General features: G+C 49.7%; 11 protein-coding genes. 7 read left to right on the top strand and 4 right to left on the bottom strand.

The genetic code is table 11. From position 1 onward, the window contains the following. Nucleotides 1–14: 14 nt before the first annotated feature. From Q0577_RS24350 to Q0577_RS24335, 4 genes are all read left to right on the top strand, one after another. Nucleotides 15–1,124, top strand: coding sequence for an efflux RND transporter periplasmic adaptor subunit (locus Q0577_RS24350; protein ID WP_298740992.1), 1,110 nt, complete (start codon nt 15–17; stop codon nt 1,122–1,124). Between the two features lie 34 nt (nt 1,125–1,158). After that, nucleotides 1,159–4,725, top strand: a complete 3,567-nt coding sequence (locus tag Q0577_RS24345; RefSeq protein WP_298740991.1) for an efflux RND transporter permease subunit — start codon at nt 1,159–1,161, stop codon at nt 4,723–4,725. A 164-nt stretch (nt 4,726–4,889) separates the two neighbouring features. Then, nucleotides 4,890–5,675 carry a TIGR00266 family protein gene (locus tag Q0577_RS24340; RefSeq protein WP_298740990.1) on the top strand — a complete coding sequence of 262 codons (786 nt, stop codon included), beginning with the start codon at nt 4,890–4,892 and terminating at the stop codon, nt 5,673–5,675. Between the two features lie 551 nt (nt 5,676–6,226). After that, nucleotides 6,227–7,396, top strand: coding sequence for a 2'-5' RNA ligase family protein (locus Q0577_RS24335; RefSeq protein ID WP_298740989.1), 1,170 nt, complete (start codon nt 6,227–6,229; stop codon nt 7,394–7,396). 153 nt (nt 7,397–7,549) lie between these two features. Here Q0577_RS24335 and Q0577_RS24330 read toward each other — a convergent pair whose 3' ends face one another. From Q0577_RS24330 to Q0577_RS24320, 3 genes are all read right to left on the bottom strand, one after another. Continuing rightward, the gene (locus Q0577_RS24330) at nt 7,550–8,542 is read right to left on the bottom strand and encodes a FecR domain-containing protein (RefSeq protein WP_298740988.1); all 993 of its coding nucleotides are present in this window, start codon (nt 8,540–8,542) and stop codon (nt 7,550–7,552) included. A gap of 4 nt (nt 8,543–8,546) precedes the next feature. After that, the gene (locus Q0577_RS24325; protein WP_298740987.1) at nt 8,547–9,227 is read right to left on the bottom strand and encodes an RNA polymerase sigma factor; all 681 of its coding nucleotides are present in this window, start codon (nt 9,225–9,227) and stop codon (nt 8,547–8,549) included. A 180-nt stretch (nt 9,228–9,407) separates the two neighbouring features. After that, nucleotides 9,408–9,725 (bottom strand): carboxypeptidase-like regulatory domain-containing protein, encoded by a 318-nt coding sequence (locus Q0577_RS24320; RefSeq protein ID WP_298740986.1) that lies wholly within the window; start codon nt 9,723–9,725, stop codon nt 9,408–9,410. Nucleotides 9,726–10,240: 515 nt separating this feature from the next. On the opposite strand from Q0577_RS24320, the gene Q0577_RS24315 reads away from it, so the two are divergent. The 3 genes from Q0577_RS24315 (at nt 10,241) to Q0577_RS24305 (ending at nt 13,348) form a co-directional block, all read left to right on the top strand. Beyond that, the gene (locus tag Q0577_RS24315) at nt 10,241–12,094 is read left to right on the top strand and encodes a 2-oxoacid:acceptor oxidoreductase subunit alpha (protein WP_298740985.1); all 1,854 of its coding nucleotides are present in this window, start codon (nt 10,241–10,243) and stop codon (nt 12,092–12,094) included. A 73-nt stretch (nt 12,095–12,167) separates the two neighbouring features. Continuing rightward, nucleotides 12,168–12,671, top strand: coding sequence for an OmpA family protein (locus tag Q0577_RS24310; RefSeq protein ID WP_298740984.1), 504 nt, complete (start codon nt 12,168–12,170; stop codon nt 12,669–12,671). Between the two features lie 86 nt (nt 12,672–12,757). Continuing rightward, nucleotides 12,758–13,348, top strand: a complete 591-nt coding sequence (locus Q0577_RS24305) for a DUF6134 family protein (RefSeq protein ID WP_298740983.1) — start codon at nt 12,758–12,760, stop codon at nt 13,346–13,348. On the opposite strand, the gene Q0577_RS24300 is transcribed toward Q0577_RS24305, so the two are convergent. Next, nucleotides 13,341–14,534, bottom strand: a complete 1,194-nt coding sequence (locus Q0577_RS24300) for a Gfo/Idh/MocA family oxidoreductase (protein ID WP_298740982.1) — start codon at nt 14,532–14,534, stop codon at nt 13,341–13,343. The two genes, Q0577_RS24305 and Q0577_RS24300, sit on opposite strands and share 8 nt — an antisense overlap. Between the last annotated feature and the right edge of the window lie 26 nt (nt 14,535–14,560).

The following is a 14,560-nucleotide window of genomic DNA, read 5'->3' as shown; positions in this document are numbered from 1 at the left end:
ACACCTCCACACATATGACCAATAAATATTTCGTTATCCCGTTAACTACACTTATCCTCGCCGCATGCGGTGGTGGCGACAAAGCCGCCAGACTGCAGCAGCTTAAGCAGGAAAAAACAAAACTGGAGCAGGAGATCGCGAAGCTGGAGCAGGAAGTAGGAAAAACAGATACTACCGAAAAGGTAAAAACGGTTACGCTGGCTACGCTGGACGATACTACCTTCCAGCATTTTATTGACGTGCAGGGCAGTGTGGATGCACGCGAAAACGTAAACGTTTATTCCAAGGTGCCGGGTGTTGTAATGGCCATCAACGTGAAAGAAGGACAATCAGTAAGCAAAGGACAGGTGCTGGGCCAGGTAGATGACCGCCTCGCAAAGGCTGCTGTGGAGGAAGTGAAAACGCAGCTGGAACTGGCTACTACCACCTTCGAAAAACAAAGGAACCTCTGGAGCCAGCAAATAGGCAGCGAAATACAATACCTGACCGCCAAGAATAATAAGGAAAGCCTGGAAAGAAGACTGGCTACGCTGAATGAACAACTGGCCCAAACCAGGATCGTTTCGCCGATCAACGGTACGGTAGATGCCGTGATCGTTAAACTGGGCGACAACGCAGGGCCCGGTACGCCTAACCCTGCTTTCCGTGTAGTGAACAGCAGCTCCCTGAAAGTGGTGGCCAATGTAGCAGAAGGTTATGCAGGCAAGGTGAAAACCGGCGACCAGGTACGTATCAATTTCCCCGATATTAACAGGGAAATCAGCGCCCGTATCAATTTCGCATCCCGCACCATTGACCCGCTGAGCCGCACTATCAAAGTGGAAGTGCCTTTACCTGCTGATCCCGCCATCAGGCCTAACATGATTGTACATATTAAGATCATTGACTACACGGCTCCCAATGCGGTGGTAATACCGGTAAACGTGATCCAGTACACCATGGGTAAACCCTATGTAGTAGTAGCCAAGGATAATAAAGGAAAAATGGTGGCAGAGCGCAGGCATATAGAAATGGGACGTACCTATAACGACATAGCAGAAATAAAAAGCGGGCTGAAACCGGGAGAAAGATTAATTACCACGGGCTACCAGGGACTGAATGACAACGACCTGATCAAGCTGTAAGAACAGCTAATAGCCAACAGCTAAATGCTATTTTATGAAAGACAATCTGACCAAAGAATTTAAGCCTACCAGCTGGGCGATAGATAATAAGGTGAGCATCTACGTGGTCACCATTATTATCGCCCTCGCGGGGGTACTTACCTATATATCGCTTCCAAAGGAACAGTTCCCGGAAGTGGTGTTCCCCCAGTTCTATATCAGCACCATGTACTATGGCACAGCGCCGGAAGATATGGAAACGCTGGTGACCAAACCTATTGAAAAGCAGCTGGGCGGTATCTCCGGCGTAAAGGAGATCAAGAGCACCTCCCTGCAAGACTACTCTGTTATTACCATTGAGTTCAATACGGATGTAAATATGGAAACGGCGCGGCAGGAAGTGCGCGAAAAGGTGGACGACGCCAAGCCCGACCTGCCTACAGACCTTTCCCAGAATGGCCAGGAACCACGCATCATCAAGATAGATGTATCGCAGATACCGATCATGAACGTGAACCTCTCCGGCGATTTTGACCTGCAGTCTTTAAAGAAGTATGCAGATGAAATGCAGGACCGTATCGAAGCGCTCACAGAGATCACCCGTGTGGATATTGTGGGCGCGCTGGATCGCGAGATACAGATCAATGTTGACAAGTACAAGATGGATGCTGCCAGGATCAGCTTTGATGACATCATCATGGCTATCGGTGCAGAGAACCGTACTATCTCCGGCGGCCTGGTGTCTATGGACGGACAAAAGCGTACGCTCAGCGTAAAGGGAGAGTATAAAGACGCCAGAAAGATAGGCGACATCATTATACGCGGCCAGTCTGGAGCCGTAGTATACCTGAAAGACGTAGCAGAGGTGGTGGATGGTTTCAAGGAGCAGGAAAGCTATGCACGCCTTAACGGCAAGAACGTGATCACCCTGAACGTGATCAAGCAGAGCGGTAAAAACCTGATCGACGCGTCTGACAAGATACGCGGTATCATTGACGACATGAAGGCAAACTACCTGCCCAAAGGGCTGGAGGTGACCATCACGGCTGATCAGTCTAAGTCTACCCGCGTAACCCTGCATGACCTGATTAATACGATCATCATCGGGTTCATACTGGTAACAGTGATCCTGATGTTCTTCATGGGCGCTGTGAACGCCATCTTCGTAGCCTTGTCGGTACCTATCTCCATGTTCATCGCCTTCCTGACGATGCCGATGCTGGACTTCACCCTGAACATGATGGTGCTGTTCTCCTTCCTGCTGGCGCTGGGTATCGTGGTAGATGATGCCATTGTGGTGATTGAGAACGTGCACCGCATTTACCAGGAGCGGCATGACCTCGGAATTGTAAAAGCCGCCAAGATAGCGGCAGGAGAGGTGTTCCTGCCCGTACTATCGGGTACGCTTACCGTACTGGCGCCTTTTGTACCTCTGCTGTTCTGGCCCGGTGTAATCGGTGGCTTCATGGTCTTTCTACCGGTCACCCTGATTGTTACACTGGGAGCATCCCTGGTAGTGGCCTACATTATCAACCCGGTGTTTGCCGTTGATTTTATGGACCGCCATGAAGGAGAAGAGCACCCCAAACCCAGGTTTGACCGCAAGTTCAGGAACCTTACCATTGTATTTGCCGTAATAGCGCTGATCGCTTATGCCAATAGTTTTGGCGTGGGCAACTTTGTGGTGTTCATGTACCTGATGATCGTGCTGGAACGTTTCTGGCTGGCTGCAATTGCCCGCCGCTTTCAACAGCGTGCATGGCCGCGGGTGCAGGAGTGGTATCGCCGCCGGCTGGAGTGGTGCCTGGTGGGATGGCGCCCTGTAGGCATACTGCTGGCTACTTTTGGCCTGCTGGTAATGAGCATAGTTGTTACAGGATTGCGTAATCCGAAAATAAACTTTTTTCCGAAAGCAGATCCCAACTTCATTTATACTTACCTGGAACTGCCCAACGGCACAGATCAGAAATATACCGACTCCATCACGCATATTCTTGAAGAAAGGATCACCAAAGTGGTAGGTAAGGACAATCCTATCGTAGAATCTATTATTTCCAACGTAGCAGTGGGCGCCGGCGATCCCAGCCAGATGGACCAGAGCGTGCAACCCCAGAAAGGTAAGGTTACGGTGGCCTTTGTTGAATTCGGCGCCCGTAACGGACAATCTACCGTGGCGTACCTGGATAAGATCCGTGATGCGGTAAAGGGCATTCCCGGCGCAGAGATCACGGTAGAACAGGAGCAGGGCGGACCTCCCACCGGTAAACCCATCAACATTGAGATCAGTGCAGATGAATTTGATCAGCTCACCACTACTTCAGAAAAGCTGAAACGTTACCTGGACTCCATGCAGATAGGCGGCGTGGAAGAGCTTCGCAGCGATTTCCAGAGCAACAAGCCGGAGATCATCGTAAACATAGACCGCGAACGGGCCAACAAGGAAGGTATCTCTACCGGCGTTATCGGGCAGGCTTTACGCCGTGCGCTGTATGGGGAGGAAGCTTCCAAATTCCGCGATCCGGATGATGATTATCCCATCATGGTACGCTTCAGGGAAGATCAGCGTAACAACGTGAATACGCTGATGAACTCGAACGTTACTTACCGTGATATGAACATGGGCGGTGCTATCAGGCAGGTACCCTTGTCTGCTGTGGCAGACATCCGCTATTCCAACACCTTTGCCAGCATTAAGCGTATAGACCAGAAAAGGGTGGTGACGCTGTATTCCAACGTGCTTACCGGCTATAACGCCAATGAAGTGGTACAGCAGATACAACATGCCATCAATCAATTCAGCAGGCCGGATGGGGTAACCATCCGTATGACGGGGGAGCAGGAAGACCAGCAGGAAACCATGGATTTCCTGTTGATGGCGATGCTGGGTGCGGTAGGCCTGATGTTCCTGATAATGGTAACCCAGTTCAACTCGGTGGGTCGCCCGCTGATTATCGCAATGGAAATCGTGTTTTCCATCATAGGTGTGTTCCTTGGTTTTGCCGTCTTTGGTATGGAGATCTCCATTGTAATGACAGGCGTAGGTATTATGGCGCTGGCAGGTATCGTGGTACGCAACGGTATTGTGCTGGTGGAATTTACAGACCTGCTGGTAAAACAGGGTGCTTCCATACATGATGCCGTGGTAGAGGCAGGCAAGACCCGTATGACCCCGGTATTGCTCACAGCCATTGCGGCCATCCTGGGCCTGATACCGCTTGCCGTGGGACTGAACATAGATTTTGCCGCGCTGTTCTCTGAAGGTAACCCGCACATCTTCTTTGGTGGTGACAACGTAGCCTTCTGGGGGCCGCTGGCCTGGACAATGGTGTTCGGTTTGATCTTCGCTACTTTCCTTACGCTGATACTGGTGCCGGTAATGTACGCAATGAACAAGCGTTCTATCGATGTACTGGATTACCACGGGTATCCGCGTGGTTTAAAATATGTGCCTTTCCTGGTGCTGATCCTGAAACTTTTCATGAAGAAAGAGGTGGTTGCCAAACTGCACCGGCATGACTATATTTCTCCCAAGCCCTATCATTTTTTTGGTGATGAAGGGGGCACGGAAGACCATAGTCATGATCACGCCAGGAAAGTAAAGAAACAGGTTTCAGTGAACTAAAAAAGCTTAGCTATACAATAGCTAATATAGTGTAACAGTTGTAGGTTTAACAGATCACCGTTCCGATCTCTATCGGGACGGTTTTTTTATAATATTTAACAATTGGAAACACCCTGCTTTTATTATTTTTGACCCAGATTATCCCTTAATACGATCAGTATATTATGCGACAGAACCACGAAATCGACTATAAAATTTTCGGGGAAGAGATCCAGATGGTAGAGATTGAGTTAGACCCGCAGGAAACGGCCATTGCAGAAAGCGGCAGCTTTATGATGATGGATCAGGACATCCAGATGGCTACCATGTTCGGTGATGGGTCTCAACCCAACCAGGGCATCTTCGGAAAACTTCTTTCAGCAGGCAAGCGTATGTTAACCGGTGAAAGCCTGTTTATGACAGCATTTACCAATGTAGGTCAAGGTAAGAAAAAGGTGAGCTTTGCGGCGCCTTACCCTGGCAAGATCATACCGCTGGACCTGTTCCTGATGGGTGGTAAGGTAGTTTGCCAGAAAGACGCATTTCTTTGCGCTGCCAAAGGCGTAAGTGTAGGAATAGAATGGCAGCGCAGGCTGGGAACCGGTCTTTTTGGCGGGGAAGGTTTCATTATGCAGAAACTGGAAGGGGATGGTATGGCTTTTGTTCATGCCGGTGGTATAGTGGTAGAGCGCGAATTACAGCCGGGAGAGGTGTTGAAGATCGATACCGGTTGTGTGGTTGCTTACACACAGAATGTGGATTTCGATATAGAGTTTGTACGCGGGATCAAGAATATGGTGTTTGGGGGCGAAGGCTTATTCTTTGCTACGTTGAGGGGGCCTGGTAAGGTATGGATCCAGTCCCTGCCCATCAGTCGCCTGGCCGGCCGGATTATTGCCTATGGTACCGGCCCGCGTAAGGAAGAGGGCAGTATCCTGGGAGGGCTTGGGAACCTGCTGGATGGAGATTGATCAGTAAATGGGAACCGCTTGCAGAAAAAATTTAAGATTTCGGGGATATTTTAGGTAAAATTTACCAACAAAGTAGTAGCTTAGCTTAAGTATTGTTGTTGAAAAACCATTTACCTATGCCAGCCGGTACTTTGAGCGGTAATAAAGAAAGTTTGTTATGAAACGCGACTGACAGTTAAAATAAATGGGGTGGATCAGGCAGAATGACATGGATATTCCCGTATATTTGCTTTGAGTAGCATCAAATCTGTCGTTCTGTAATATAAAAATACCGGGATTCGCCGAACACTAAAAGAGACAGGTGCAGAGTTAGAAATTAAGCACCACAATTGTAAAGTAATGTGGCCACAATTATCTTTGTTCTTCAAGAAATAAGGTAAAGAGACTTAAAAACAAATGATAACAAGCCGGAAATAAACGTGGACTGGAGAACGCCCAGATTGACCATACTGGGTATCACCGGCACTTAGTATTATATATTCCTTATGGAGATGAGTTTCATTTTTATGAAATCATAGCTAATAATTGCTTCAAACGCTTAATTAAGTAAGATGAATTTTGAGAGAAACGAACGCCCCCGCAAGTACTCTTCAGACATTAACAAAGACAAAGAGTATGATCCCAAGGAAAGGCCGGGTGGCTACAATCGTCCCGACTTTAACAGCAGTGATCGGGAGGGAAGACCCAATTTCAACCGGGATCGTGGCGACAGGCCCGATTACAACCGTGAAGGTGGCGGCTACAGGCCCCGCGAAAATTACAACCGTGAAGGTGGCGGTGGATACGACCGTGGCGGCGGTGGATATGACCGTGGCGGCGACGGCGGCTACAACCGCGGTGGCGGATATGACCGTGGTGGTGGCGGATACGACCGTGGCGGCGGTGGATACGACCGTGGCGGTGGTGGATATAACCGTGGTGGCGGCGGTGGATACGACCGTGGCGGCGGTGGTGGATACAACCGCGGTGGCGGTGGTGGATACGACCGTGGCGGCGGTGGTGGATATGACCGCGGCGGCGGTGGTGGATACAACCGCGGCGGTGGTGGTGGATACAACCGCGGCGGTGGTGGCGGTGGATATAACCGCGGCGGTGGCGGCGGCCAGAGAAGACCTGGCGGCGGCGGTCAGCGCAGGCCCTTTACACCTAAGCCAGACAACAAGATTTACTTCATCGCGCTGTTGCCAACTGCAGAAGTAGGTAAGGAGATCATCAAGATAAAGCAGGAATTTGCAGAAAAATACGGCCCTACCTATGCACTGAAAGTATTGCCGCATATCACCTTGCAGGTACCCTTCACTGCTGATCCGGCTCTGGAAAAAGCCTTCTGCGATGAACTGGCTGAATTTGCCAAATCACAGGCGCCTTTCGAGGTATCTCTGAACGGCTTTGGCACTTTCCCCAATAAACAGAACCGCGTACTGTTCATTAACGTGGAAAAGAGCGAAACCATGTCTGCCATGCACCGTCAGCTGATCAACTTCCTGCGTAAGGAATTTGGCTTTAGCACCATGCTGGCCCGCACCGGCTTCACTCCCCATGTGACCGTGGCTTTCAAAGACCTGGAAGACGAACAGTTCAACAAGGCCTGGCCTGAATATGAAACGAAAGAGTACCAGGCTACCTTTAAGGTAAACAACCTCTACTTCCTGCGCCATAACGGCAAATCATGGGAAGTACTGCAGAAATGCAAACTGGGCGGAGGAACCACACCTGCCTGATCTGTTACCTGAACAGTAGCCGCCTGGATCCGGTCTGCACGACCGGATCAGGAACTTTACTATAATTAATTAAAAAGCCCGTTCCGACTATGTCAGAACGGGCTTTTACTTTAATTTCATTTAGGCCCCGACGTTATTCACTATCCATGGAAACTACTGCGCTGGCACCAATACATACTTCCCGTCCTGTCCCTCTCTGCTCCAGCGTAAGTTCACGGTAGGGCAGATCACTTCAAGTACGGAATCCAGGCTGTTCAGCTGTTCGGGATCAAATGTGCCATTATATCTTAAGCGTCCGGCTTCCTGGTCTTTCAGCACGATTTGTACATCAAAATAAGCTTCCAGGGAGTTGATCACATCGCTGATGCGGGTATCCTGAAAAGAAAGCCTGTTCTCTTTCCATGCCATGAAATTCGGGTCTTCTATGGGCAGTTGCTTCAGTGTGCTGGCAGATTGCAGCACGCCCCTGTTACCGCTGGAGAGTACCAGCCGTTGTGCCTTCTTCCTGTCAGAGAAGGCCACTTTTCCGGTTACCACCGCTACTTCCACTTCAGCCGGGTTGTAAGACTTCACGTCAAAAGAAGTGCCCAGCACCTGTGTTTGCGTATGTTGGGTGTATACCACAAAGGGCTTGTCTGTCTGATGAGTTACTTCAAAAAAGGCTTCTCCTTCCAGGTGCACGGCACGTTCGCGTCCGCTGAACCCGGCTGCGTAACGCAGGCTGCTCTGCTGGTTCAGGAATACCTTACTGCCATCCGGTAATGTAACCGTTCTTTTCTCCCTGGACTGGGTATACACGGCTACTTCCGGCTGACGGAAGAACACGAACCACGCAGTGGCAGCCCCGCACAGCAGTATAACGGTGGCTGCTACACGCAGGGCATTGCGGTAAGTATGCAGGAAGCTGCGTTTGCCCGTTGCTGTGATATGCTGCCTGAAAACTTCCCAGTTCTTTTCCGTGGCGGGTACAAAATCGGCGTCTGCCGTGGCAGTCAGCGACCATGTACTTTTCAGTGCATCATAGTATTCACGGTTGGCGCTGTCCTCATCCAACCAGGACTGCAATGTCTTCTTCTCTTCGGGGCTCAGGCTCTTATCTATATCGCGGGCGATGAGCGTTTCTATATGGTCTAAATCGTAAGACATACCATTAAAATTGTAATAATAAAGTATATAAACAGCTGTAGGCAATCAGCGCAATCACGGGCAGGTAATCCTGCAGGGATACACGCAGTTTCTTCAATGCAGTGATCATCTGGTTTTCTACCGTTTTCACTGAAATGTTCAGTGTAGCGGCTATCTCGCGGTATGTCATTTCTTCAAACCGGCTGAGAACGAATATTTCCCGGCATTTCTGCGGCAGGCGGTCGATAGCCTGCTGAATATGGGCGCTGGTTTGTTTAAAATGATGGTTGCTCTCGGCAGACCCTGAGCTGGCCGGCAGTTGTATCACATTCTCCTCGATAGACAGGTGTCTGCCCTGCCGTTTGTTCTTGTCCAGATGGTCTAATGCCATATTGATAGCTGCTCTGTGCAGGTACGCTTTAAAATACACCTCCTGCAGTGAACTGCGCCGGTTCCATATCCTGATGAATACTTCCTGGGCAAGATCTTCTGCGGTGGCGGTGTCTAGTACCAGCCGGTAAATGGTTTTACAAACAAGGGGAAAGAAGGATTTGAACAGTGTTTCCATAAAGGCCTGTTCATCTTCCTGCAATAGTTCATGTAACCTGGTATTGTCGGGCATGACACAAAAATAGCTTTTGTTCCCGTTACGGATGCTATCACTTGTGCCGGCCGTCTGATACGCCGGTATACTTTGTGTTTGCATAGTGTGACTTGTTTGGGCCGGTAACTTTTCGGGTATACCTGCTGTTGCTTTTAATAGTAAGACGGGAAACGGGGAGAATACCCCTATAGGGATGGATGCAGTAAAAAAAGAAGCCGGCCATACAGACGTATGGAACCGGCTTTTTGATTAACCCCTATGAAAACCAACTATTGCTCTTGGTTATTGCTGTAAATTGATCTCGCCCAGGTCAGTGGCTTTGCCATCTTCTACCTTCACATCGTTCAATGTGGCATCTTTAAAGGGCTCCTTGGCGTTTATTATAACCGTGTAAGAGCCGGCCCGGGCGTCTTTGAAAGTAAAAGCACCATCAAATACAGCCGTTTTTAAAGTGTCTGAACCCTGAATAGCCCAGGCCTCCGTTGCGCCGTCCATCGGCCTCACTTTACCTGTAATGGAGCCGCCTTCCGAACTACGAAAGGCCATCGCTCCTAAAGCTATTGCTGCGAGAGCTATCACCGTAACTTTGATCTTTTTCATAGCACACAGTTTAATGTTTCATAAATAATGGCCAGGAACCAGGTTAGCGGTGTATAGACTTGTGTTTAAAGAACTTATACTGATTACCAGTACACTCAGGTAAAGGCAATTTCCATGCCACCCCTCACTTCGTTTGCAACTGCTAACAGTATTTAACATTTCTTTATGCCCTGCCGCCCTTGTGGCGATTTTGCAGCGTATTGAAGAAAAACGTGTGGCGACATGCATTTGTTGTGTTATAGACTTGTTAAATCGCTGAAAGTCAATGCAGGGAACGGTTTTAGGCCGCAGTGGTCATGGAGAACCCACGCCGGTTATTCCTGCCTGGTTTGAATGGGGCAATTCATAACTTTAAGTTATTAACCATAACCATAAGCAATGCCGATAAAGGCCCTGGCAGTTTAAAGTCTACCTGCTTTGTGTACTTTTGTAAATGGATAGCGTTTTTCCGTATACGAGTAGATTACTACCCGCCGAAATGCTAAATTTGCACTCTTACTTAAATAAAATACTGAATGTCTAATACTTCGATCCAGCAGATAGAAGATGTTGTGATAAAATTTGCCGGCGATAGCGGCGATGGGATGCAGCTGACCGGCAGCCAGTTCTCTAACAATACAGCACTGGTGGGGAACGACCTGAGCACTTTTCCAGACTTCCCGGCAGAGATCCGCGCCCCCCAGGGCACTTTGCCCGGCGTGAGCGGCTTCCAGCTGCACTTCTCCTCCAACCGGATATTCACCCCCGGCGATGCCTGTGACGTACTGGTGGCCATGAACGCCGCCGCCCTGAAAGCAAACCTGAAAGGCCTCAAAAAAGGAGGCATCATTATAGCCAATACAGACGGTTTTGACGCCAAGAACCTGCGCCTGGCCAATTACCCGGATGGGATCAACCCGCTGGAAGACGGTTCCCTGGCAGATTACCAGCTGCATACCATGGATGTTACCAAAATGACGCGGGAAGCGCTCAAAGACATCAACATGGGCATGAAGGAAAAAGACCGCGCCAAGAACATGTTTGTGCTCGGCTTCCTGTACTGGCTCTATAACCGTAACATGGAAAGCACCGAGAACTTCCTGAAGGAAAAGTTCGGCAAGAAGCCAGACATCCTGGACAGTAACCTGAAGGTACTGCATGCCGGTTATAATTTCGGGGATACCGTAGAAGCCTCTTTCAGCACCCGTTTTCATGTGGAAAAGGCCCGTATGGAGCCCGGCACTTACCGCAGCATTACCGGTAACACCGCCCTGGCCTATGGCCTGATCGCAGCTTCCCAGAAGGCTAACCTGCCCCTGTTTCTGGGTACTTATCCTATTACGCCTGCATCAGACATCCTGCATGAGCTGAGCCGCTATAAGAATTTCGGCATCCGTACCTTCCAGGCAGAAGATGAAATTGCAGGTATCACCTCCGCTATCGGCGCCTCCTACGGTGGCCATATGGGGGTTACCACCACTTCGGGGCCGGGTATGGCGCTGAAAGGCGAAGCCATGGGCCTGGCAGTGATGCTGGAAATACCATTATTGATAGTAGATATACAGCGTGGCGGCCCTTCTACCGGTTTGCCCACCAAAACAGAACAGAGCGACCTGCTGCAGGCTTACTACGGGCGTAATGGCGAATGTCCCATGCCGATAGTTTCTGCCTCCACACCGTCTGACTGTTTCGGCGCTATTTACGAGGCCTTCCGGATCTCTGTAAGGCACATGACCCCGGTGATTTTCCTGAGTGATGGTTACATTGCCAATGGCTCCGAACCCTGGCGTTTTCCCAAGAGTGCGGACCTGGAGCCCATCGAAGTAAAATTCAAGACCGGCCTTGCGGAGGGAGAAGAGCAGTTCCTGCCATACCACCGCGACGAGAACCTGGTACGCCCCTGGGCAGTACCCGGTACCCCCGGACTGGAGCACCGCATTGGCGGCCTCGAAAAACAGAACATTACCGGTAATGTGAGCTACGACCCGGAAAACCACCAGCTGATGGTGAAGATTCGCCAGGAAAAAGTAGACCGCATTGCGGATCATATTCCTCACCAGGAAATAGAGGTCGGGCCTGATACCGGTAAAGTGCTGGTACTGGGCTGGGGCTCTACCTATGGCGCTATCAAGAGCGCGGTACTGGACCTGCTGGCTGAAGGCCACCAGGTAGCCCATGCGCACATCCGCTACCTGCGTCCTTTCCCGAAAAACCTGGGAGATATCCTGCACAGTTTTGATAAAGTGCTGATACCAGAGATCAATAACGGGCAGCTGATCAAAATTATCCGCGACCAATACCTGATAGACGCCGAAGGTTATAATAAGATAATGGGCGTACCTATTACCCGCGGAGAGCTGGTTACCAAGATCCGGGAGATGCTGGCCTGAACAATTTAACTGCCCGGTTTGTTTTTTGCATAGTTTTGTGATCTGTTTATATAACTATGTAAATGAACGAATTATGAGAATCGTAGTAGTGGCTGCCTTCCTCTTCCTGGCATCCTGTGCGGCTTCCAAGAAGATAAGTAAGCAGCAGCAGTACATGAATGATCAGTACCGGGAACTTAAAAATGCATTGAACGAAGCGGAGGTCAGCATCATTAAGGACAGTATCAAGGTGATCTTTTCTTACGGTGTGCTGTTCGAAACATCTTCCGATCAGCTGAAAGACGAAATTAAACCTGCCTTTCAGCGTTTTGCCGGTGTACTGAACAAGTTTGATAAAACGAAAGTGCTCATTACCGGGCATACAGATAATACCGGCAGCCCGGATTACAACCGCGAGCTGTCTGAAAAAAGGGCTATCAGCGCCCGGCAGCTGTTAAACAGCTACCAGGTAAGGGATGACCGGATGTTTACCTGGGGAATGGGAGAAAGGGTGCCCGTTGCCGCCAATAATACCGAAGGGGGGCGTGCCCGGAACCGCCGTGTTGAGTTTGTGATACTGTATAACGTGAAAGAATAACTATTTTTTTAAATATTTTAACAGGGATCCTGTCCATTTGGGCAGGATTTTTTGTATTTTCCATATAGTTGCTAACAGCTACTTATATGAATCGTCTTACCCGGCAGATACTTTTTACAGGATTGTTAACCGTAGCATTTGTACGGCTGCCGGCGCAGGTGCATACCTTTGAGATCCGGCTGGGTTCCCGGGTAATAGGCGCTGTTGAGGCGCGTTGTAATGTGAACGGGGCCTCCAGGAACATGCAGATCAAAAGCAAGATAGAAACGGCATTTATGTCCAAATTCACGGACATCTCCTGTGAGTACGCTGATAACATTCTCGTAGCATCCAAGGTGGTGCGGAGCAACGGCAAATCAGACCAGGGCAAGGAAGTGATCACGCGGCGAAACGGCACACGTTATATGATAGACCTGGAAGGGGATAAGAGCACCCTGGATAACGTGCAGATACGGCATTCCGTATCAGATCTCTATTTTACAGAACCGCAGCAGGTAACAAGTGTTTATTCGGAAACGCTGGGTAAATTACTGTCTATAAAACCATTGGGGAATGGCGCTTATGAATTAAGCCTCCCCGAAGGCAAGAAGAACATCTACCGCTACCAGAAAGGTGCGCTGGTAGAGGTGGAAGTAAATCACACCCTTGGGAAGGCTTATATTGTAAGAACTAGTTAAGTACTTTCTCTACTATCTGACCGCTTTGCTTATCTTTCAGGATCAGCTTCTTTGCACCGAAGTGCGTCATCTCTTCTTTTACCAGGTAATACTTTGCATCGTATTCGGTAAGGGTTTTGTCTTTACCCACACCGGTTTTGCCGCGCCAGATATCCAGTTTTACAGGCTCCCATTGTTTGCTTTGTGCGCTGCGGTAAGCGGCATCCAGTACGGCATTTACCACGTAACCGTCGTAGAAAGTTTCGCGGGCGGCTTTGTGCTGCTCCATGGCATTGAACATATCAGTGAACATGTGATTATAGCCCAGCTCATTCAGCTCGTCGCCCACGGGGAACAGCCAGCCTGAGTTGCTTTCTGCTTTTTCTGCCACATAGTCTGCGCCTTTGCCGGTGGTGAACATGTCAAAGCCTGTGCGTAAAAAGCTGTTCAGCCAGATGGTGCCTTCTGTGCCCATTACTTCGTCACGCAGGTCAAGACCGCCCCTGAAGGTCCAGCTTACCTCAAACTGGCCGATGGCGCCGTTCTCGTATTTAACCAGGCCAATGGCATGATCTTCTGCATCTATGGGTTTTACCTGTGTATCTGCCCAGCACATTACCTCTACCGGTTTAATGTCTTTGCCAATAAAGCTGCGGGCTATTTCCACGCAGTGGCAGCCGAGGTCCAGTATACAACCGCCGCCGGCCTGTTCTTTATCCCAGAACCATTCACTGTGCGGACCGGGATGTGTTTCGCGGGACTTGGCCCAGAGAATGCGTCCTAAAGCGCCGTTCTGCACACTTTCCAGTGCTTTGAGAAATTTAGGCGTATACACCAGGTCTTCCAGGTAGCCGTTAAAGATGCCGGCTTTTTCTACTGCTTCCAGCATACGTTTGGCCTCTTCGGCATTACGGCCCAGGGGCTTGGTGCAGATCACCGCTTTTTTATGTTTGCAGCAAAGGTTTACGGCTGCTTCGTGCAGGTTATTGGGCAGTGAGATACATACTACCTCTACATCCGGATGGGCGATAGATGCTTCCATATCGGTGGTCCAGTGCCCTACCTGGTAATCTTCGGCGAATTTCTTTGCGCTCTCTTCTCGGCGGGAGTAAATACTGACGATTTTATCCCTGCTTCTTTGTCCCTGCAGGGAATCCGCATAGAAACGCCCGATGAACCCCGAGCCTAACATAGAGATTTTAGCCATGACGAGAATATATTAGTGGTTACCGT

Origin of the sequence: uncultured Chitinophaga sp. (assembly GCF_937898475.1) — a bacterium.
GTDB lineage: Bacteria > Bacteroidota > Bacteroidia > Chitinophagales > Chitinophagaceae > Chitinophaga.
The sequence above is the reverse complement of the archived record's forward strand: the minus strand, read 5'-3'. Positions and strand labels throughout refer to the sequence as shown.

Coding starts and splice junctions, on each gene's coding strand:
- Q0577_RS24350 (WP_298740992.1), top strand. CDS start 15: ATGACCAATAAATATTTCGTTATCCCGTTAACTACACTTATCCTCGCC.
- Q0577_RS24345 (WP_298740991.1), top strand. CDS start 1,159: ATGAAAGACAATCTGACCAAAGAATTTAAGCCTACCAGCTGGGCGATA.
- Q0577_RS24340 (WP_298740990.1), top strand. CDS start 4,890: ATGCGACAGAACCACGAAATCGACTATAAAATTTTCGGGGAAGAGATC.
- Q0577_RS24335 (WP_298740989.1), top strand. CDS start 6,227: ATGAATTTTGAGAGAAACGAACGCCCCCGCAAGTACTCTTCAGACATT.
- Q0577_RS24330 (WP_298740988.1), bottom strand. CDS start 8,542: ATGTCTTACGATTTAGACCATATAGAAACGCTCATCGCCCGCGATATA.
- Q0577_RS24325 (WP_298740987.1), bottom strand. CDS start 9,227: ATGCAAACACAAAGTATACCGGCGTATCAGACGGCCGGCACAAGTGAT.
- Q0577_RS24320 (WP_298740986.1), bottom strand. CDS start 9,725: ATGAAAAAGATCAAAGTTACGGTGATAGCTCTCGCAGCAATAGCTTTA.
- Q0577_RS24315 (WP_298740985.1), top strand. CDS start 10,241: ATGTCTAATACTTCGATCCAGCAGATAGAAGATGTTGTGATAAAATTT.
- Q0577_RS24310 (WP_298740984.1), top strand. CDS start 12,168: ATGAGAATCGTAGTAGTGGCTGCCTTCCTCTTCCTGGCATCCTGTGCG.
- Q0577_RS24305 (WP_298740983.1), top strand. CDS start 12,758: ATGAATCGTCTTACCCGGCAGATACTTTTTACAGGATTGTTAACCGTA.
- Q0577_RS24300 (WP_298740982.1), bottom strand. CDS start 14,534: ATGGCTAAAATCTCTATGTTAGGCTCGGGGTTCATCGGGCGTTTCTAT.